This window comes from Psychroserpens sp. (assembly GCF_045105015.1).
GTDB lineage: Bacteria > Bacteroidota > Bacteroidia > Flavobacteriales > Flavobacteriaceae > Psychroserpens.
Window position 1 is genome coordinate 11,831 of the sequence record NZ_JBGCCX010000033.1, and the last position, 18,786, is coordinate 30,616.

Genomic DNA, 18,786 nt, shown 5'->3' on the forward strand with positions numbered 1-18,786 from the left:
TTTTTTGTTATTTAAAAACGTTAATTCTTTTAATTATTTGCTAAGCTGAAAATAAAAATCTGTACTTTTAATACGTCAAAATTAATCAATTTTGTTGATGGAACACTTAAAACCTTTTACAACTTCAGAATTATCTAAGCTTCTGAATAAACGTCCTAAAGAATCCAAATTTGGAGAACATGTCAAGTTGCTTCCAAACTTTGATAATATATACGGACAATTGTTAAAAATGGATGTCACCTATGTTATTTTTGGGATAAAAGAAGATGTAGGTGTGTTTGCAAATTATGGGAAAACAGGTACTTATGAAGCTTGGGATGCTACAATTAAAGTTTTGTTAAACATCCAGAGTAATTCATTTACTCAGGCTAATAAGGCTTCTATTTTAGGATATTTAGACTTTGAAAAATATCAAAATAAACTAGAAAAACTTGATCAGAATAAGAAAAAAGATATCCAAAAAGCGCGAAAAATAGTATCTAAAATTGATGAAAGTGTTTCATTTTTAGTATCACAAATTGTCAGTGCTGGAAAGATTCCTATCATAATTGGTGGTGGACATAACAATGCTTATGGGAATATTAAAGGAACCTCACTGGGATTAAAAAAACCAATTAACGCCATTAACTTTGATGCTCATCACGATTTTAGAGCTGAAGAAGGGCGACATAGCGGAAATGGATTTAGTTATGCATATGCTGAAGGATTTTTGAAAAATTATTTCATTTTTGGATTACATGAAAATTATATTTCTGAAGCTATTTTAAATACTATAGATAAACTTAAAACCATACAATACAATACTTATGAATCAATTGTAGTTCGTAAAGAATTAAAGCTTAAATCTCAAATAGAACGAGCTCTGGGTCATGTTTCAAATTCAAATTTTGGATTAGAGATAGATTGCGATGCGATTTTAAATACGCCAAGTAGTGCAATGTCACCAAGTGGTTTTACACTTAGTCAAGCTAGACAATTTGTTCATCATTTCGGCTCTCACATTAATGTTAGTTATTTGCATATTTGTGAAGCAGCTCCTACTCCAGAATCTTCAACTAATATTGGGAAATTGATTACTTATCTTATTACTGATTTTATTAGAGCTCATGAAAACCATTGAGATTATTCCTTTTGATAACTCATATGCCAATGATTTTTATGAGTTGAATGTAGAATGGTTAAAAACTTATTTTTATGTAGAACCGATTGATGAGGAGATTTTAAGTAAACCTAATCAATATATTATCAATAAAGGTGGTCATATCTTTTTTGCCAAACTTGAAGGGGTAATTGTAGGTACTGTTGCGTTAATGCCCATTGAAGGAAATCTTTTTGAGCTCACAAAAATGGCTGTTACCCCAAAGTATAGAGGTTTAAAAATAGGGCAACAATTAATGCAACATTGCATTGATTTTGCTAAATCAATCGAGCTACCTAAACTGATATTATACTCAAATAGACGACTAGAAAACGCAATCTACATTTACAGAAAATATGGATTTATAGAAATTCCTGTTGAGCCAAATTCAGTCTATGCACGAAGTGATATAAAGATGGAATTAAAATTTCAAAATTTTCTTTAAAACAGTTTTATTATCAAATTCTAAAATTAAAGTATAAACACCAGCAGAATAATTAGATAAATCGATACTATCATTTCTAAAGTCCGTTTGACTTTGCAACACTTGACCTATATTATTAATAAGTCTAATAGATAAACTTCTGTTTAAATTAGTATTAATATTTAATAAGCCAGTAGTTGGATTAGGAAAAATAGTAACCATATTTGATTCATTTTCAAAATCTTCTGTTGATAACAACTCTAAACAATTTGTATCTATAATAAGTAAACCATCATTGGTGGCCGCATACATAATATCAAAATCGTATTGAGATTCTTCAAATAAATTAACTCCTGGCAATTCTTCTGTATTATTATCTATAAATGCCCAATCATTTTCAATTTTATATGCAATCTTTCCAAAGCTCGTATTTTCATAATTTCCAGCACCAACCCAAAACACACCATTCATATCAAATTCAATTGCATTTATCATCAAACCATTGATATTTTCTTGTTCATTTAAAATAGAAGGATTCTCTACAGAATGCTCAAATGCCCAAATATTATTTTCATATTTATGCATATTACCACCACTGTTTGTCACCATCACAGTACTTTCATTAACAGCCAAGCGATTATAATCATAGAACGATTCTATTGGTAAAATTGAATTATTAATATCATATACTTCCCAAATACCATTTCCATAAGTGAGTATGTCAAATTCATAAAACGCGTAATTAGAAAGCCATAGTCTACCAGTACTATCGTATTCTATGTCAGTAGTTTTTCCACAACAAGACGGTGTGACTAGTGTTAATAAATCCTTAGTATATGTGATTTGATTATCTAAATCCAATATATTGAATTCATATGGAGCTGCAACTGCTAAATTCCCATTTGGTGCAACAGCCATAATACCTTGAATTGTAGTACTTATTTCTTGAAAACTATTATTTGAAAAAGCCATCAATGAATTATCAGTACTTATATAAAGCCTATTATTTGATTTTAGAACAGATTGAATTGAATTACTAGAAATCGCACTATTAGATGTATTATAAAATAAAATCTCACTTGTATCTTTATTGTAAGAAATCATACCATCATTATAGGTTCCTACCCAAATAAATTGATGATCATCTGTTACAGAGCTAATATTATAGCCATCAAATAATGTGTCAAAGCAGGCTGTTTGAGAATAACAAAACTGAATGCATAATAAGAATGTGAATACATACCTCATACCTATACTAATTAAATTCTTTTAAAGGTAAGGTTTTTAAAATGAAGTTTTTAGCCCAATAAAGCACCTGCTTTTTTATTACTATTATTAAAAACCAAGAATATGTTTAAATATTATTATTAGTAATAGTAACAATAAAATTATGATTACAATCATAATTTCAAATCTCATGTAAGAATTAATAGTTTCCCAAAACGAATTCTTCTTCATTAGATTAATTTTCTCCAATAGCTTTTAAAGAATCTATTTTACGCTGAAGCGCTTCAATTTCTTTGGTTTTCTCGTCTACTTTAGGCATGGCCATAATAGAATCTACAGTTTGTTGAATTATTAAATCTTCGTCAACCAATTCGTCTTGATAAAAATAACCAATTCCTTCACTGGCTCTCCAAGCCTCTCCTAACTGATCGTAAACCTCTTTATCCCATGTGCTTGGGTGCTTTACATCAATCCAAGTTACATCACGATACTCACTATCAATAAGTACTAAATCTGGAGTAGCTGAACCATCAAATTGTTGAGAATTGGTTTTACTAATTGAAGAAATTGTCCCTAAGAAAAACAAACGTTTTCGACCAGCAATATCTTTAATATAAGGTCTAAACTCTGTTGGAGTATTAGCATCCCAATCATATTCTTTTCTTGATTCTTTTACCTTTAAAGGCATTGCCGAAACTCCAGCATAACCTTGCTTTTTTGCTGCATGATTGTAATAATAAAATTGATCGGTACCATCGGCAGGAATAAAAACACTAAAACTCAAACTTGTACGTTCCGCACCAACTGGCTCTAGACCAAACCAATGATACAATCCGCTATACGCATCTGTATTTGAACCAGCAAAATCAAAATCGGTGACATAAGGTTGCTGATTTTGATCTTTTGGCATATCAGGAATTTTTACAGCAGTTTCCATATTCCAAGGTAATGGATCACTAAATCCTGCTAGAAACTTTAATGATTCTGCTTGGAGTCGAGACACTTTTTCAGCTAAAGTATTTTGCTTATTGAGATAGGGATAATTTTTCATTTCATCTGGTGCAATAAAAGTTCCTTTACCAATGGTAATTCGTTCCATATAGTCATTAAAATCATGTTCTCCATTTTCAATAACCATTACACCTCCAAAACTAGGATAAGGAAAAAAGAAGCCTTTCCATTTAATTAAACTCACTACTTGAACCCATTTACCATTATCATCTTTCATGTAGAACGTATCGCTAGGTTCGTAATTAACTAGCATCCAAGGATTAAATCGTTGCACAACAGCGTTATAAGTATTACGACTAAACTTTAAAGATTCTCCAATAGAAAAGGTTACTGGTATTCTATTTTCAGCTGAAAAGCGTGGAAATGGTGTCGTACTTGATACAGCAAACACTTCTTCGGTATTATCACTTATTTGTTGAAACGTATAATTTTCTGAAGGCTGAATAGCCATTGTCCATTTATTTTCATCATCTACACGAACCAAATGCGGAAGCGATACGTCTTTCGTCTCTCCTACACTTTCATTAGCCATAGAAAATATATTTCTTAAGGGCTGAATACGTTCATTTTGAGTTAATGGCAATTCATTGATTTCGATTTTATTTAAGTCATTAAACACATTGTATGTTTTCATATAGTCATACAATTTCAGATGCCATCCAACTAAATATATCAATCCGAAAAAAGCAATTAGAGCAACAAGAACACCGAGACGTTTTCCAGTACTTGCAGAACTTCTGAACTTTTTTAGTCCGAATAATAACACTACCAAACTTAAAATAATAACGAATATGTATTTTCTAATGAATAGTAATCCAGGTTGATAATCGTCACGCAATACAAAAAGTGCAATAATTAAAACGAGGCTTAATACTACAGTTATTATTTTTTGCTTTTTTCCTTTATTCCAATATGATCTTATCATTAGTCTTATTTAGTTAATCTTAATTTTATTAAGAGCTTTGTTCTTACATTAAACCTTTATCTTTTAAACGCTCTCTAGCAGATTTTTTATTAGAATCTACCTCTATGTTAATGTCTTCTTTTGCATCTTCAATAATAGCTTCTTCTTTGTTTTTAAAGTCATCAATAAAATCTTTACCTTTTTCAACAACACTATCAAATTTATCTTCTAAGGATTCGCTTTGTGCTTCGATAACTTTAGTAGATTTCAAAACAAAATTTGCCAAATAGGTACCAATTAAAGTCCCAGTAGCAAAAGACGCAAAACCTGACAGCACATAATAATTTGTAAAGACTTCGATAGGAGTTAAAAATTGAATAATCAATCCAATTATTAACACAGAAGTTACTATAAAAATAACTCTAGGAATGAAGACTTGTTTATAGACAAATCCCTTTGGATTATCTGCACTCATTTGTAATTCCTTACTATTTACAATTTTATTTAAAAAACGATAAACCTTATTACTGTTTGATTCTCTCCAGTAGAAAAAAATACCAAATAATATTGATGCAATAAAAACGATAATATCTATTCCCATAATTTACTTTGTTTATTTAGAAGCCTTTATAAAGTTAGTCTAAATTTCTTAGATATTGTTACTTATGACTTCAATTACCCAGTCCTGTAAAGATGCATCCCAAGTTTTGTAAAGCTTATAGAACTCTTGTTTATCATACCAATATAGAAACAAAATATCTTTAGCAGAAATATTAATCAAAAGCTTCCAAATCAAATCCTGATGTTTTGGATTTAGACTAGAATGTGGTTCATGCATTGCTTCAAAAAGATCTTTATCTACTATGTCTGAAATTTTATACTGGTTACTGGTTTCTAATTTTTCAAGATAGCGTTCAACACTCATGACTTTTTTACGGACATTAATATCGACTTTGTTTAAATAACTTTTAAACAATAATGGATCATTTAAGATGTTTTTAATAGGATGTTGTGTATCCTTTAAATATTGAGCAAATTCAAATTTTTTGATACGTTCGTAACGCTTGGTTGCTACGATTTCTTCTAAATCATAAGCTATAATGATATGATCACGAAGTTTCTCCAATAATTCTGGTTGAGAAATATGAAAAATAATCACATCGTGAATGGTATCTTTTATAGCCTCTTTGTACCATTTTTTGTCTTCAAACACTAAAATTGGTGAGATAAAATCTCTCAGTACATATATACCTCCAAATGATCTTGTATAAAATGAATTTACTTTAAAATCTATAGCAGGCAATTCTAAATCTCTTTGTCTTAGATCTCCATATGTTTTTGCGGATTCTAAAAGTTCCGCATGAATATCCTCATCTATAAAATTATGGTCTTTTTTAAATTTTTCAATTAATGCAAACTGTTCTTCTTGTTGATGATACAAGTTATTCATTAAATGAAAATTGATATGAATAGTATTGTATTTGAGCACATCTAAGGGCTCATAAAAAGCATCTATTCTTTGGTCAAAATCAATACAAATGGCAGAATCTCTTGTAATATCATTGATCTTATTTCCGTAGGCTTTGAATATATGTTGCATCATTTCCCTATCAAATGTATGATTAGGCAAATAGACAGGTTTGTTGTTCTGTAAAGGTGAAATAATAATTCCATGCGGATTTGATTCACCATTACTCAAATAATACTGTTCTCCTTTTTCTTCAGCGACTTCAGGACTCCATCCTATTCCGTCAATAGAAAACGTTTCAAGTTTTGTTTCTGAAAATCCTAGTTTTTTTAAGCATTGATTATAACGCTCAACTAATTTTCCTGAAATTGGAATGAGTTCACTTCGATATAGATTTGCTGCTTTTAGTTTTTGCATTTTAATGACTAGCTGTTTCTTCCAAATTGTTCTCTAGCTTCCTGATCAATGTTTAATTGATTTACTCTCGCATCTACTTTACGTTTAAAGTCAGTATCAGCTATAGTTGCTACATTATCTAAATATCTTACAACTTCTTGACGACGTATCTCTGAAAAGTCTAAACCTTTCATATTAGCACGCATCAATTCTTGAAGCATATTGAATTTGGTATCATAATCTTTCTTGAAATATAGGTCTGGGTTTTCAAACCAATCTTCTTCCAAATCAAAATCTGTTAAACGTAATGACACTGCACTTTGAATATTCCTTACATCACGAGAAGAGAAAAACGGAAATACCTTTTGAATTTCTTTATACAAATTAGCATAAAACAAATGTTGATTCGTTTTAAAACTTCCTTCAATTTTATCATAAGCATCTAAAACGCGTTCATCAGTTGGTTTGTCTGACACATTTAAGATTTCTCCCATATTTTTAGCTAAGCCTTGATCTTGTAAATAACTATAGTTTTCAGGACCTTGCATATTGACGAAATCTGGCATCGTATCATCAAATTTACGCCACCATAAATGATCTTGATCTAAGAAATCATGTTCAGTACGAGCACCATCAATTTTAAATCGACCTTGAACACGAGAAATAACCGCTTTATCTAACATCTCTGGAAGATTAGTAAAAAGTCCTATAGAACTGTTTCCGTAATTTACAGCATAAGCACCTTCTGTATATCTAAGGAAGACACCAATCACTTCTTTAACACCTGCAGAAACACCTTGGGCAGTTCGTTCTTGTAAATTATTTTCAGCATCGTCAATTGGTGCGAAAATCAACTTTGAAGGATCTTGTAAGGGTTTCATCCATTCCACCATTTTTTCAGCAGAACCACCTTGAAAAGTAGAAATTAAGGTATCTGGCATTGGATGAAATAACAATGGAATATCTAAATTATCGCAATGTTCTTTAAGTCGCGTCGCGATAGCTGCAATTAACATACTTTTTCCAGTACCTGGAATTCCATAACCCATAAAAACAGGCATAAATCCACCTAATTCTTGGAACGGGTTTTTCTTAGCCGTAAAATCATAACTTAGCATACGCTCTGTTAAACGTCGTGCAAAATGCTTGGCATCTCTATTCCCAACAATTTGTTCAAACTGAATTTTATTAAACTCAACACTTTTAGCCGCACCCTGAAATACATTATCCCAACCTGCAACAGCAAAATCTGAGTTTTCTAATTTGTAGGTTCTATCTGTAATCGTTTCAGTGTATTCTAAACTGCTTTTTCGCATTTGAATTTCAGCGATAAGTGCTTCAAAATAAACAACTGTAAAATCAACAACATCTTTATCCGTCTTCACGATTTCAGGATGACCTAAATACTTGTCATAATAAAATAAAGCACAGGATATTCCTTTCAAAGGAGACATTAAAGACACCTCTGGAATTCCTGCAAATTTATTCTTCATGACACTTAAATCATCAGAAGCAATCGTTTGTAAATCATGTAAAATCTTATACGCAGTTGAAAATAACATAAATGCAGTAGCAGTTTGCATTTTGCTTTCATACTCGCGTTTACCAGAATTGTCTAATGCCGATTTGTTTTCGGATAAACTTGATAAACCGGAAGCGTCATAAAAACTATCTTTTATCCATATACCAAGCGTTATTCCTTCCTGAACCGCATAAAGTGTTTGGTTTAAATGAATTGGAATCGCAATAGACTCTGGTAGCAAGCGTTTTTTAAGTTCTAATATGGTTTTAGAGACTGAAGTTGCTTCAGCTCCACCATTTCCTTTAGCACGAGACAAATACAAAAGAATGGACTCATCTTTTGCATCTTTGTCTTTGTTTTTTGCGCGCTGACCTTGCTCCCATTGTACACTTTTAATATAGGAAGTAGCTTCATCTCGAAGCATATCAAGTTCATTTTGTTTTATTGGAAATGTTGAATTGTGTTCCATATTTTTATTTCATTTTTAATTTAGCTACTTCTATTGGTGGTTTAGCCAAGAGGTTCATTACCTCTGGTGCTTTATTATATAATAATTGAATAATACGATGAGGCGCAAACACATATTTTTGCTTTATAACATCACTCCATTTTTGTAGCGTTTGTTTACTAAAATAGCCGCCTTCTTTGAACTCACTTCCTGAAAATACTTCATCTATTCTAAGCGATAAAGCATAAGACTCTAATGGAATTTCTTTTGAAGCGATACTTTTTAAAATGATATGAGTAATTTCATTTTCATCTTTTGCAAATACATTATGAAAGGGACCTAAATCTATGCGTTTAATATGTTTAGGTTTTACATCTGGTAATTTTCTATCAATACCGTAAGCCATGGTATCAAGATTCATATCACGATCTGCTGTGTGTTTTAAAACCTCATAAATATCATTTTTATAACTGTCAATATTTCGACCATCATAATCAAAATACATATAACAAATAAACGGACGATTATGTGCAACATCATAAAAACTCCAGCTTGTCATATATTGAGCTGAGGCACTTTCTGGAGCTTCAATTATTTTTCCTTGTACAAATCGATTAAAGATGTATTTCTGTTCGACTGACGTGTAATACACAATAGAAGACGCTTGAAATAGCTTGTCTTTTCTAACTGGTTGTTTTTTTCGAAGTAATTGGTCTAAAAATTCATCTTGAAGCTGACTAACATCTTTTAATTTTGAAATGTAATTGTCTCTCAATGATAAATCATTAAAGAGGTATCTAAATTCTAGATAATTAGGAAAACCAGAATCTGTCAAATCGACTTTCATATTGTCTTCTTCATCATACATGTATTTAACACGCATGGCTTCAATTGAATACATTAATAAATCGCAATACTGCTTAAAGAATACCAATTCTTTTGACGTACATAAATTCTCTTTTTGAACGCTTACAATGAGTTCTTTAAGCACAAAATCTACTTTCTTGTGATAAAATATATATTGTTCTTTAGAATCTAAAACTGCGGAATCTAATGGAGTTACAATCATTTATTTAGCATTTAAACTACACTATAAATTGTGGTTATCATGACAACTATGCTTAGTTGTTGTTACTTTAGTTAAACCGTCTTCTGAAACCTTTGTTGTTGTAGTTACTGTACAATCTGTATGATCGTTTGAAGAACGAATGTATAGAATTGCGATTAACGATAAGCAAATTATGAATATCGAAAAAACAGTAGTGTTTTTCATTATTGCAATGGTTTAAGAATGCGTTAAGGATTGATTGGCTTGTTTGAGCTCCTCAAAGAGAGCGAGTAAAGAAAGCCTGACCCTCTGAAGCTTAGCAACAGAGGGAAACGCCCTCAATATATTAACTCAATAAGTCATCATTATCGCCTTCAGGTTTTGGAGTATCATTAGCATCTCCGTCATCTCCAGAAGGTTTATTGGGATCTGCTTTATAGTAATCTTCAAAAATCTCTTTCATATCGATACCATAACGCTCAGCGAAATTCTTTTGAATGTCAACATCTTTAGCTCTAATTTCTTGTAAGGCCTCAGCATAACTACTGTAAACACCTTGCATTACTTTTTCATGAACTGGAATATTATCCATCATTTCCTGACGTGCTTTAGCACTTGCTGTGTGCATAGATGCAAGTGTTTCTCCAATGTGCTCATCTGTTTTCACTCCTAAATGTTCAAGAATAGCCGCAAATTCTTGATCTGTTCTTGCCTTTAAAGCCACAACATAACCATCATAATATTTAAGACGTTCTTCGGTGTCACTTTTTAATTTAGCACGATGCGTTTGCAAGTTACTACGTAATGATGTTAATACTTTAATTGTTAAATTATGCTTGTGAACGAAACTATCTTTAGATGCTGCTAAAGTAGTGTAGGCATTTTTAAGACCTTCTAATTCCTCAACTTTTTGCTCTAGAGTCGTAACATCACCAATCGCTTGAGCATACTCAGCTGATTGTTTGTCGACAATTTCTTCAAGGGCTTGTCGCGCTTGTTTTAAGGCTGCGTACTTTTCTTCAAGTTTAGCCTCTACTTCTTTTTTCTTCTCTAATGCTTTTGTATGATTTTTTGTTGCCTCAACAATAGCTGTTTGTAATTTGTCTTCAACTTCTTTAATTTCAACTTCACGATTTTTAAGTCGTGTAACAGCCGCCTGAGATTTAAAACTTAATTCGCTTAACAAGGTTTGAATATCTGCGCTTTCTATACGCTCTTGAAACATCGCCTTAGCTTTGTTATCTGCTGCATCACGAATTTTTTGTGCTTCATTGAGGTTATCTTGGGCTTTTTTGATTTTACTTTTTCTTCCCCAAAGGTTATTCCACCAGGTATCAGGTTTAGCTTCAGCATCTTCTAATTCAACTTTTGCTCGTTCAAGACGTTTGATAGCATCATCAATAACCTTTTGTTCATTTGGATTAAGTGAAGAGAATTTTTCGAAAATAATTCCGACTTCATCTTGATAATCTGTCAAGTCTTTAATAGCATCTAAAAGTGTACTTCTATCTTGCTCAGCCATGTGAACAACATCATCTAGTGTTGCATTTAAAATCTTCTGACGACTTTCTGGATCATCTTCTTGAGCCAATTTAGATTTCATAGTGTCTATGGCTTTTCCCCAATTGACATCTACTTTTTCACTCTTTTCATTAGTATTAGTTTCTAGTAAATCAAAATCATCAGACATATTTTATGTAGTGTTTTAAGTTGAACAAAGTTTTGGATAAGCAATTTCGTTAAAAAATATCATTTTAAAAACTTAATATGCTTAAAATATCAGTAGATATTTTGAATAATTTGTTACATATTTCTACAAATAGGATCTATAATTATGAATTACAAAACACAATAATTTAATAATTATCATCAAAAAAGTAGGACATAATAAAAGATTTGTGAAGATTCTAAATTAATTCTCTAAAAAATAACAATCATCTGAAAAATGAAAGAAATAAGACTATAGTTGTAACACAAGACGAATGGTATTAAAAATCCGATGAAGTGTAAATGTTAAAATGTAACTTTTTTAAAATTAAATAGTTGGCAAATGGATTAAAATTGTATATTTGATTATCCAAATCTAATTAAACTTAAAAATCATGTTAGCGAACTTCATTAAGTCATATTCCCTTGTCAGCACCACTCAGCTCACTATTGTACTGATTGTAACTGCAGTAATATTCGCTATTTTTATAGGCATAGCTGTTATAAAAATGTATAAGCTTAAAGCTGAAAACAGAAAATTAATGGATAAGAATAAATATAAATCCAAAGTTGATAAAGAATACACAGATTTTACCGAAGGACACTTATACGATTAGTATTATAATCTAATTCACACATACAAAAAAGCCAGTAATAAATTTACTGGCTTTTTTTGATTATTATAGATTGTGATTTTTATCTCACTAACTTTTTATATTTAATACGTTTAGGCATTAAATCTCCACCTAAACGCTTCTTTTTATTTTCTTCATAATCAGAAAAACTACCTTCAAAGAAATACACTTGACTGTCACCTTCAAATGCTAATATGTGTGTGCATATACGATCTAAAAACCATCTATCGTGACTAATTACTACTGCGCAACCAGCAAAGTTTTCTAAGCCTTCTTCTAATGCTCTTAATGTATTGACATCAAGGTCATTAGTTGGCTCATCTAAAAGTAATACATTACCTTCCTCTTTGAGCGTCATTGCTAAATGCAAACGGTTTCTTTCACCACCAGATAATAATTTAACTGCTTTATTTTGTTCGCTTCCAGAAAAATTAAAACGACTTAAATATGCTCTAGAATTTACTTGCTTTCCACCCATCATAACTAACTCTTGCTCATCACTAAAGTTTTGCCATATAGATTTTTCAGGATCAATATTTGAGTGCGACTGGTCAACATATGCGATTTTTGCAGTTTCACCAACAACAAATTCTCCTTTGTCTGGAGTCTCTTCTCCCATTATCATTCTAAATATTGTTGTTTTACCTGCTCCATTTGGACCAATAACACCAACTATTCCTGCTTGAGGTAGATTGAAATTTAAATCTTCATAGAGTAGTTTGTCATCATAACCTTTGCTAACACCTATTGACTCAATAACATTTGTACCTAAACGAGGACCATTAGGAATATAAATTTCAAGTTTTTCATCAAGTTGTTTCTGATCTTGACTCATTAACTTATCATAATTCTTTAAACGTGCTTTTTGTTTGGTTTGGCGACCTTTTGCACCTTGACGAACCCATTCTAATTCTCGTTCTAAGGTTTTCTGACGTTTGGAAGCTGTTTTACTCTCCTGTGCCATACGTTTAGACTTTTGATCTAACCATGATGAATAATTACCTTTCCATGGAATCCCTTCTCCTCTATCGAGTTCTAAAATCCAACCAGCCACATTGTCTAAGAAATATCTATCGTGAGTTACTGCAATCACAGTTCCTTTATATTGTGCTAAATGATGCTCTAACCAATGTACAGATTCTGCATCTAAGTGGTTGGTTGGCTCATCTAATAATAACACATCAGGCTCCTGAAGTAATAAGCGACAAAGCGCTACTCTACGTCTTTCTCCTCCAGATAATACACCAATTTTTTTATCGCCATCAGGAGTACGAAGTGCATCCATAGCAATTTCTAACTTGGTATCTAATTCCCATGCATTAGCAGCATCTATTTGGTCTTGAAGTTCAGCCTGACGATTCATTAGCTTTTCCATTTTATCAGGATTGCTATATACTTCTTCTAATCCGAATTGATCATTAATACTATTGTATTCATCTAAAATCGCTACAGTTTCAGCTGCGCCTTCACGAACAATCTCCATGACTGTTTTTTCGTCATCTAATTGAGGTTCTTGTTCTAGATAACCAACAGTATAACCAGGTTTGAATATGACATCTCCTTGGTAATTCTTATCAACTCCAGCAATAATCTTAAGCAAAGTTGATTTACCAGAACCATTGAGACCAAGGATTCCTATTTTTGCACCATAGAAAAAACTGAGGTATATATTTTTTAGAACAGGTGTATTTGCAGATTGAAATGTCTTGGTTAAACCAGACATTGAAAAAATTATTTGTTTATCGTCACTCATTACACTCTACCTTTTAAAGCATTAAACACCCAAGCGATAGCAAAAAAGCCAATACCTACAGAAGCAAATCCCCAACCAGCAACATCATCATATCGAAATGCTCCTAATGCTATTAAACCTAATCCTACTATTATCATGATTGTGGTAGCCCAAGCTAACACTGTATTTTTATTCATTGCCATATTTAGTAATTCTTAATTTTTTCGTTAGTTAAAAACAAATATCGTGATTTTAAACCAAAAAAAAGCATCCCAATAAGATGCTTTTTTATTATGCATTATAAATAAATTATAACATTGGAACTTCAATGATTATCAATTCTGAATTCTGATTTGCTTTAATTTCTATATGATCAATTTCAGAAATACCAATAGCGTCTCTAGTACTTAACATTGTATTTACAACTTCAATTTCTCCACTAATTACAAAGATGTAAAAACCGTTATTTTTAGATTTTACACTTAAATCTATAGCGTTCTCTGAATTTAATTTTGTTCTATAAATATAAGCTTGCTGATTAATTGGTAAGGCATTGCCTTCTAACTTACCTTTAGGAGCTACAATGGTATGCAATTCATTTTTATTTTCTTGTATCTGAAAACTTCGTTGCTCATAATTAGGTTCTACATTCATTTCTTCTGGAGTAATCCAAAGCTGTAAAAAATTAACTTCATCTGTCTTGCTATCGTTAAATTCAGAATGTGTTAAACCTGTACCAGCACTCATTACTTGAACTTCTCCAACTTCAATAGCACGTTTATTTCCCATACTATCTTTATGAGATAAAGCCCCTTTTAATGGTATTGAAATAATCTCCATGTTTTGATGTGGATGTGTTCCAAAGCCCATTTTAGGTTTTACTGTATCGTCATTTAACACACGTAATGCTCCGAAATTTATTCGCTCAGAATTTTGATAACTAGCAAAGCTAAATGTATGATATGATTTTAACCATCCATGATTAGCAAAACCTCTTGTATTTGATTTGTGAATTATTGTTTTCATAATTGTTACTTTTTGTATTTAATTCGTTGGAAGAAATCCCATTTTACCCATTTGGTAATCTCTCATAGCCTCCAACAATTCTGTTTGCGAATTCATTACATAAGGTCCGTAAGTTGCTACTGACTCATCAATTGGTTCACCAGAAAGGAATAATAATTTACTATCAGCTTCAGCCTTAATTTTAAAACCTTCACCATCTTGATTAAACTCCATTAACTGATTTTTATCTAGTTCTAAAGCTTCAACATCATTAATAGTTACTTTCCCATTAAGAAGATATACCAATCCTTGATGAGCATTTGAATACGAAATAAACTGTTCACCTCCTGCCTTAGCATCAACCATAAAAGCATTTACTGAAGTCTGTGTCGCAATTCTACCAAATTGACTTTCTAATTCACCAGCAATAATCCTTGTTTCGATTTTACCATCTTCAGAAGTTATAACATTAAAACTTTCATATTTTGCGTGTTGGTAATTTGCTTCAATCATTTTTTTATCTGATGGCAGATTTAACCATAATTGAATGCCTTCAATAGTTCCTCCTTTTTTAACTAAAGCTTTTGTTGGACCTTCAGCATGAATAATCCCTCTGCCTGCAGTCGTCCATTGCACATCTCCAGCTTTTACGATACTTTCATTACCAAGAGAATCTCTATGAAGCTGTTCTCCTTGTACTAAAAAAGTTATGGGTTCAAAACCTCTGTGTGGATGTGGCCCTAAATCAAAAGGATTATTTGTTTCTGAAATATCATAAGGTCCATAGTGGTGTAATAAGACGAAAGGATCAATCATTTCGATATGTTGTGTTGGGAATGGTTGTCTTAGTCGAATTGGTCCCATATCAACAAAGTGACTTCGTCCTGCTCTTTTTATGGTATTTAGTTTCATGTTATTTGTTATTGTAATATTTTCCATGGAAAATATTTAGTTAAAAAAAAGCAAAGCTCTTTTTTTTTGTTAATATGTACTATAAAATTTAGCGCATTTTATCTAATAAATCACTCAATTGTTCTGCTTCTTTCTCATTTAAGTTTTTTAAAAGGTTTTTATTAAAATCCATCGGTATGGATTCTAATAAATCAAGTCCTTCTTCAGTAATAGCAATCTTCACTACACGTCTATCGTGTTCTGATGGAAAACGATCTATTAAATTTTTGGAGCAAAGCTTATCCATTAATCGCGTAGCATTAGGCGAACGTTCTAGCATTCTATCTTTAATCGTTTGAACTTTTAAAGCCTCTTCCGCTCCTTTTAATATTCTTAATATATTGTATTGCTGAGGAGAAATTCCATAATCTTTAAAAAATTCATTCTGACAGCTTGTTATCCAATTTGCAGTATAAATAATATTAAGCATTGCCTTAACTCTATTATTTTCAAATTTCGAATTGATATCTTTTGCTAAATCCCCCATAATATAGATTTATAAATTGTTTTGCAATTGCTTTACTTGAGCTAACAATTGATTATTTAATTCATTATCTATAATTCTTCCATCTTGAAAATTAGTTCCAAATGATGGTAAAGAATATTCCGCTACAATATTTCCTCCCATATAAGGAAAACGACCTTTAGCAATTTCTAGAGCTGTTGCTCCTCCTCTTCCTCCTGGAGAAGTTGCCATTAATAGCATTGGTTTTTCACTCCACAATTTCCCATCTATTCTTGACATCCAGTCAAAAATATTTTTAAAGACCGTTGCATAAGCACCATTGTGTTCTGCAAGTGATAAAACTATGCCATCTGAAGATTTAATGTGCTCTAGAAATTTATGAGCATTATCAGGAATTCCATGCTCTATTTCATAATCTATTCCATAAAGCGGTAATTCAAAATCATTAAGATCTAGAACTGTCACTTTTGTATTTTCTGTTAATGATGATGCGTAAACAGCTAATTGCAAATTAATTGAATCCTTGCTGTTACTTCCTGCGAATGCTATTATTTTTTTCATTGTTATTGTTTGTTAGTTTTTTTGTTAAATATATATGATGTTATTAAAAGAATTAATGCGATTAAAGCTCCTGTTTGTTCTCCATCTCCAATCATATAATGTGCAAAAAAAGCGAGAATAAAAGCAAAAAAGAAGCCAGCGTAAGCCCACTCTTTAATCGTTTTAAAATTTGGATTCCAAATCGCTATTAACCCAAGCAATTTAGCAACGGCATAAGGATAAATAATATATGTAGGATAGCCAAAATTGCTAAACATGACAGATACCTCTTGGTGATTAAAGAAATACATACTCACAGAAAATAACATTAATAATGTTAGTAATCCTGTAGATACATAAAATATAATTTTATTACGTTTCATTGTTTTGATGTTTTAAATATATTAAAGTACAAATATACAATAAAAAATTAATATATTCCTAGGAAATTAATTCCGTGTTAATTAATTAACAAAATATTCACTTTCTAATCCGTTAATGGTTTTGTAAATTCGTAGAGAATTAAATTACTACTATGGATATCAACTTCAACAAAAACGAAGATCACAATAAATTACTTCTTTCAGATTTAAAAAAGCGCTTAGCTAAAGTCAAACTTGGTGGAGGCGAAAAACGTATTGAAAAGCATCATTCTAAGGGAAAGATGACAGCTAGAGAACGTGTAGATTACCTTTTAGATAGCAAAAAACCGTCAATAGAGATTGGCGCTTTTGCAGGAGAAGACATGTATCAAGAGCACGGTGGATGTCCTTCTGGTGGTGTTGTTATTAAAATGGGCTATGTAAAAGGAAAGCAGTGTATTGTTGTTGCTAATGATGCGACTGTTAAAGCTGGAGCTTGGTTTCCTATTACTGGAAAGAAAAATTTGCGTGCTCAGGAAATTGCTATTGAAAACAAATTGCCAATTATTTATTTAGTAGATTCTGCTGGTGTATATCTTCCAATGCAAGATGAGATTTTTCCTGATAAAGAACATTTCGGACGCATTTTTAGAAATAATGCCATAATGAGTAGTATGGGAATTACTCAAATTGCTGCTGTCATGGGAAGTTGTGTTGCTGGAGGTGCTTATCTACCCATTATGAGTGATGAGGCATTAATTGTTGATAAAACAGGGAGTATATTCCTTGCTGGAAGCTATTTAGTTAAAGCAGCTATTGGTGAAACCATCGATAATGAAACTTTAGGAGGAGCAACAACACACTGTGAAATTTCTGGAGTTACCGATTATAAAGCAAAAGATGATAAAGACGCGTTAGAAACGATTCAACGTTTGATGGATAAGATTGGTGATTATGATAAAGCTGGATTTAATAAAGTTACAGCTAAGAAACCAAAAGAGAATCCTGATGATATATTCGGAATTCTTCCGAAGTCTAGAGCCGATCAGTATGATATGAAGGAAATTATCAAACGCTTGGTTGATAATAGTGAGTTTGATGAATATAAGGAAGGCTTCGGACAAACAATTATTACAGCTTATGCCAGAATTGATGGTTGGGCTGTTGGAATTGTTGCAAACCAGCGTAAATTAGTGAAGACTAAAAAAGGAGAAATGCAATTTGGTGGTGTAATCTATAATGACAGTGCAGATAAAGCTACTCGTTTTATAGCAAATTGTAATCAGAAGAAAATTCCATTGGTGTTTTTACAAGATGTTACTGGTTTTATGGTTGGAAGTAAATCTGAACATGGTGGAATTATTAAAGATGGTGCGAAAATGGTAAATGCTGTAAGTAATTCTGTTGTACCAAAATTTACGATTGTTATTGGTAATAGTTATGGTGCAGGAAACTATGCCATGTGTGGAAAAGCTTATGATCCTAGATTAATTGCTGCTTGGCCAAGTGCTGAACTTGCTGTGATGAGCGGGAATTCTGCAGCTAAAGTATTATTACAAATCGAAAAAGCTTCGCTTCTTAAAAAAGGTGAGAAAATCACTGAGGAAAAAGAAAAAGAGTTATTTGATAAAATCAAAAACAGATACGACAACCAAGTATCTCCATATTATGCTGCTGCTCGTATTTGGACTGATGGTGTTATTAATCCTTTAGACACCAGAACGTGGATTAGCATGGGAATTGAAGCTGCTAACCACGCTCCTATTGAAAAACCATTTAACATGGGAATTTTACAGGTCTAA

The 18,786-nt window shown here is 31.8% G+C and carries 19 protein-coding genes; 4 read left to right on the forward strand and 15 right to left on the reverse strand.

Annotation, left to right across the window (positions count from 1 at the left end; translation table 11 throughout):
• The first annotated feature begins 97 nt into the window (after positions 1–97).
• Positions 98–1,120 (forward strand): formimidoylglutamase, encoded by a 1,023-nt coding sequence (locus AB8B90_RS02595; RefSeq protein WP_405333352.1) that lies wholly within the window; start codon positions 98–100, stop codon positions 1,118–1,120.
• A complete protein-coding gene (locus tag AB8B90_RS02600; RefSeq protein WP_405333354.1) occupies positions 1,107–1,583 on the forward strand; it encodes a GNAT family N-acetyltransferase in 477 nt (158 codons plus the stop codon). Before AB8B90_RS02595 ends, AB8B90_RS02600 begins: the two co-directional genes overlap by 14 nt.
• Here AB8B90_RS02600 and AB8B90_RS02605 read toward each other — a convergent pair.
• From AB8B90_RS02605 to AB8B90_RS02640, 8 genes are all read right to left on the reverse strand, one after another.
• On the reverse strand, positions 1,560–2,810 hold the full coding sequence (locus tag AB8B90_RS02605) for a T9SS type A sorting domain-containing protein (protein WP_405333356.1): 1,251 nt from the start codon (positions 2,808–2,810) through the stop codon (positions 1,560–1,562). The genes AB8B90_RS02600 and AB8B90_RS02605 overlap by 24 nt on opposite strands.
• 214 nt (positions 2,811–3,024) lie before the next feature.
• On the reverse strand, positions 3,025–4,725 hold the full coding sequence (locus tag AB8B90_RS02610) for a hypothetical protein (RefSeq protein WP_405333357.1): 1,701 nt from the start codon (positions 4,723–4,725) through the stop codon (positions 3,025–3,027).
• Positions 4,726–4,768: 43 nt separating this feature from the next.
• The gene (locus tag AB8B90_RS02615) at positions 4,769–5,305 is read right to left on the reverse strand and encodes a hypothetical protein (RefSeq protein WP_405333359.1); all 537 of its coding nucleotides are present in this window, start codon (positions 5,303–5,305) and stop codon (positions 4,769–4,771) included.
• Between the two features lie 48 nt (positions 5,306–5,353).
• Complete coding sequence (locus AB8B90_RS02620; protein ID WP_405333361.1) at positions 5,354–6,589, reverse strand: DUF6638 family protein; 1,236 nt, start codon at positions 6,587–6,589, stop codon at positions 5,354–5,356.
• Positions 6,590–6,597: 8 nt separating this feature from the next.
• Positions 6,598–8,559: an AAA family ATPase gene (locus tag AB8B90_RS02625; RefSeq protein WP_405333363.1), complete on the reverse strand. Its 1,962-nt coding sequence runs from the start codon at positions 8,557–8,559 to the stop codon at positions 6,598–6,600.
• A 4-nt stretch (positions 8,560–8,563) separates the two neighbouring features.
• On the reverse strand, positions 8,564–9,607 hold the full coding sequence (locus AB8B90_RS02630; RefSeq protein ID WP_405333365.1) for a hypothetical protein: 1,044 nt from the start codon (positions 9,605–9,607) through the stop codon (positions 8,564–8,566).
• Positions 9,608–9,628: 21 nt separating this feature from the next.
• Positions 9,629–9,811 (reverse strand): hypothetical protein, encoded by a 183-nt coding sequence (locus tag AB8B90_RS02635; protein WP_405333367.1) that lies wholly within the window; start codon positions 9,809–9,811, stop codon positions 9,629–9,631.
• Between the two features lie 121 nt (positions 9,812–9,932).
• Positions 9,933–11,276: a microtubule-binding protein gene (locus tag AB8B90_RS02640; protein WP_405333369.1), complete on the reverse strand. Its 1,344-nt coding sequence runs from the start codon at positions 11,274–11,276 to the stop codon at positions 9,933–9,935.
• 412 nt (positions 11,277–11,688) lie between these two features.
• Here AB8B90_RS02640 and AB8B90_RS02645 point away from each other — a divergent pair, with 412 nt between their 5' ends.
• Positions 11,689–11,910 (forward strand): hypothetical protein, encoded by a 222-nt coding sequence (locus AB8B90_RS02645; protein WP_405333371.1) that lies wholly within the window; start codon positions 11,689–11,691, stop codon positions 11,908–11,910.
• Between the two features lie 79 nt (positions 11,911–11,989).
• Here the strand turns inward: AB8B90_RS02645 and ettA are convergent, their stop codons facing one another.
• From ettA to AB8B90_RS02680, 7 genes are all read right to left on the reverse strand, one after another.
• Positions 11,990–13,681 carry an energy-dependent translational throttle protein EttA gene (gene ettA / locus AB8B90_RS02650; RefSeq protein WP_405333373.1) on the reverse strand — a complete coding sequence of 564 codons (1,692 nt, stop codon included), beginning with the start codon at positions 13,679–13,681 and terminating at the stop codon, positions 11,990–11,992.
• Positions 13,681–13,863 carry a CAL67264 family membrane protein gene (locus AB8B90_RS02655; RefSeq protein WP_148370196.1) on the reverse strand — a complete coding sequence of 61 codons (183 nt, stop codon included), beginning with the start codon at positions 13,861–13,863 and terminating at the stop codon, positions 13,681–13,683. Before AB8B90_RS02655 ends, ettA begins: the two co-directional genes overlap by 1 nt.
• Before the next feature lie 106 nt (positions 13,864–13,969).
• Entirely contained in the window at positions 13,970–14,686 is a 717-nt protein-coding gene (locus AB8B90_RS02660; RefSeq protein WP_405333375.1) for a pirin family protein, read from the reverse strand.
• Between the two features lie 18 nt (positions 14,687–14,704).
• Positions 14,705–15,604, reverse strand: a complete 900-nt coding sequence (locus AB8B90_RS02665) for a pirin family protein (protein ID WP_405333377.1) — start codon at positions 15,602–15,604, stop codon at positions 14,705–14,707.
• A 61-nt stretch (positions 15,605–15,665) separates the two neighbouring features.
• Positions 15,666–16,103 carry a MarR family winged helix-turn-helix transcriptional regulator gene (locus AB8B90_RS02670; RefSeq protein ID WP_405333379.1) on the reverse strand — a complete coding sequence of 146 codons (438 nt, stop codon included), beginning with the start codon at positions 16,101–16,103 and terminating at the stop codon, positions 15,666–15,668.
• A 9-nt stretch (positions 16,104–16,112) separates the two neighbouring features.
• Complete coding sequence (locus AB8B90_RS02675) at positions 16,113–16,643, reverse strand: NADPH-dependent FMN reductase (protein WP_405333381.1); 531 nt, start codon at positions 16,641–16,643, stop codon at positions 16,113–16,115.
• A 2-nt stretch (positions 16,644–16,645) separates the two neighbouring features.
• Positions 16,646–17,005, reverse strand: coding sequence for a DoxX family protein (locus AB8B90_RS02680; RefSeq protein ID WP_405333383.1), 360 nt, complete (start codon positions 17,003–17,005; stop codon positions 16,646–16,648).
• Positions 17,006–17,157: 152 nt separating this feature from the next.
• On the opposite strand from AB8B90_RS02680, the gene AB8B90_RS02685 reads away from it, so the two are divergent.
• Positions 17,158–18,786: an acyl-CoA carboxylase subunit beta gene (locus AB8B90_RS02685; RefSeq protein ID WP_405333385.1), complete on the forward strand. Its 1,629-nt coding sequence runs from the start codon at positions 17,158–17,160 to the stop codon at positions 18,784–18,786.

Excerpts from the sequence above, each read along its gene's own strand:
- AB8B90_RS02615 (WP_405333359.1), bottom strand. The coding sequence starts at position 5,305 with ATGGGAATAGATATTATCGTTTTTATTGCATCAATATTATTTGGTATT.
- AB8B90_RS02600 (WP_405333354.1), top strand. The coding sequence starts at position 1,107 with ATGAAAACCATTGAGATTATTCCTTTTGATAACTCATATGCCAATGAT.
- AB8B90_RS02640 (WP_405333369.1), bottom strand. The coding sequence starts at position 11,276 with ATGTCTGATGATTTTGATTTACTAGAAACTAATACTAATGAAAAGAGT.
- AB8B90_RS02605 (WP_405333356.1), bottom strand. The coding sequence starts at position 2,810 with ATGAGGTATGTATTCACATTCTTATTATGCATTCAGTTTTGTTATTCT.
- AB8B90_RS02685 (WP_405333385.1), top strand. The coding sequence starts at position 17,158 with ATGGATATCAACTTCAACAAAAACGAAGATCACAATAAATTACTTCTT.
- ettA (WP_405333373.1), bottom strand. The coding sequence starts at position 13,681 with ATGAGTGACGATAAACAAATAATTTTTTCAATGTCTGGTTTAACCAAG.
- AB8B90_RS02610 (WP_405333357.1), bottom strand. The coding sequence starts at position 4,725 with ATGATAAGATCATATTGGAATAAAGGAAAAAAGCAAAAAATAATAACT.
- AB8B90_RS02625 (WP_405333363.1), bottom strand. The coding sequence starts at position 8,559 with ATGGAACACAATTCAACATTTCCAATAAAACAAAATGAACTTGATATG.
- AB8B90_RS02645 (WP_405333371.1), top strand. The coding sequence starts at position 11,689 with ATGTTAGCGAACTTCATTAAGTCATATTCCCTTGTCAGCACCACTCAG.
- AB8B90_RS02680 (WP_405333383.1), bottom strand. The coding sequence starts at position 17,005 with ATGAAACGTAATAAAATTATATTTTATGTATCTACAGGATTACTAACA.
- AB8B90_RS02595 (WP_405333352.1), top strand. The coding sequence starts at position 98 with ATGGAACACTTAAAACCTTTTACAACTTCAGAATTATCTAAGCTTCTG.
- AB8B90_RS02660 (WP_405333375.1), bottom strand. The coding sequence starts at position 14,686 with ATGAAAACAATAATTCACAAATCAAATACAAGAGGTTTTGCTAATCAT.
- AB8B90_RS02665 (WP_405333377.1), bottom strand. The coding sequence starts at position 15,604 with ATGGAAAATATTACAATAACAAATAACATGAAACTAAATACCATAAAA.
- AB8B90_RS02655 (WP_148370196.1), bottom strand. The coding sequence starts at position 13,863 with ATGGCAATGAATAAAAATACAGTGTTAGCTTGGGCTACCACAATCATG.
- AB8B90_RS02675 (WP_405333381.1), bottom strand. The coding sequence starts at position 16,643 with ATGAAAAAAATAATAGCATTCGCAGGAAGTAACAGCAAGGATTCAATT.
- AB8B90_RS02635 (WP_405333367.1), bottom strand. The coding sequence starts at position 9,811 with ATGAAAAACACTACTGTTTTTTCGATATTCATAATTTGCTTATCGTTA.
- AB8B90_RS02620 (WP_405333361.1), bottom strand. The coding sequence starts at position 6,589 with ATGCAAAAACTAAAAGCAGCAAATCTATATCGAAGTGAACTCATTCCA.
- AB8B90_RS02630 (WP_405333365.1), bottom strand. The coding sequence starts at position 9,607 with ATGATTGTAACTCCATTAGATTCCGCAGTTTTAGATTCTAAAGAACAA.
- AB8B90_RS02670 (WP_405333379.1), bottom strand. The coding sequence starts at position 16,103 with ATGGGGGATTTAGCAAAAGATATCAATTCGAAATTTGAAAATAATAGA.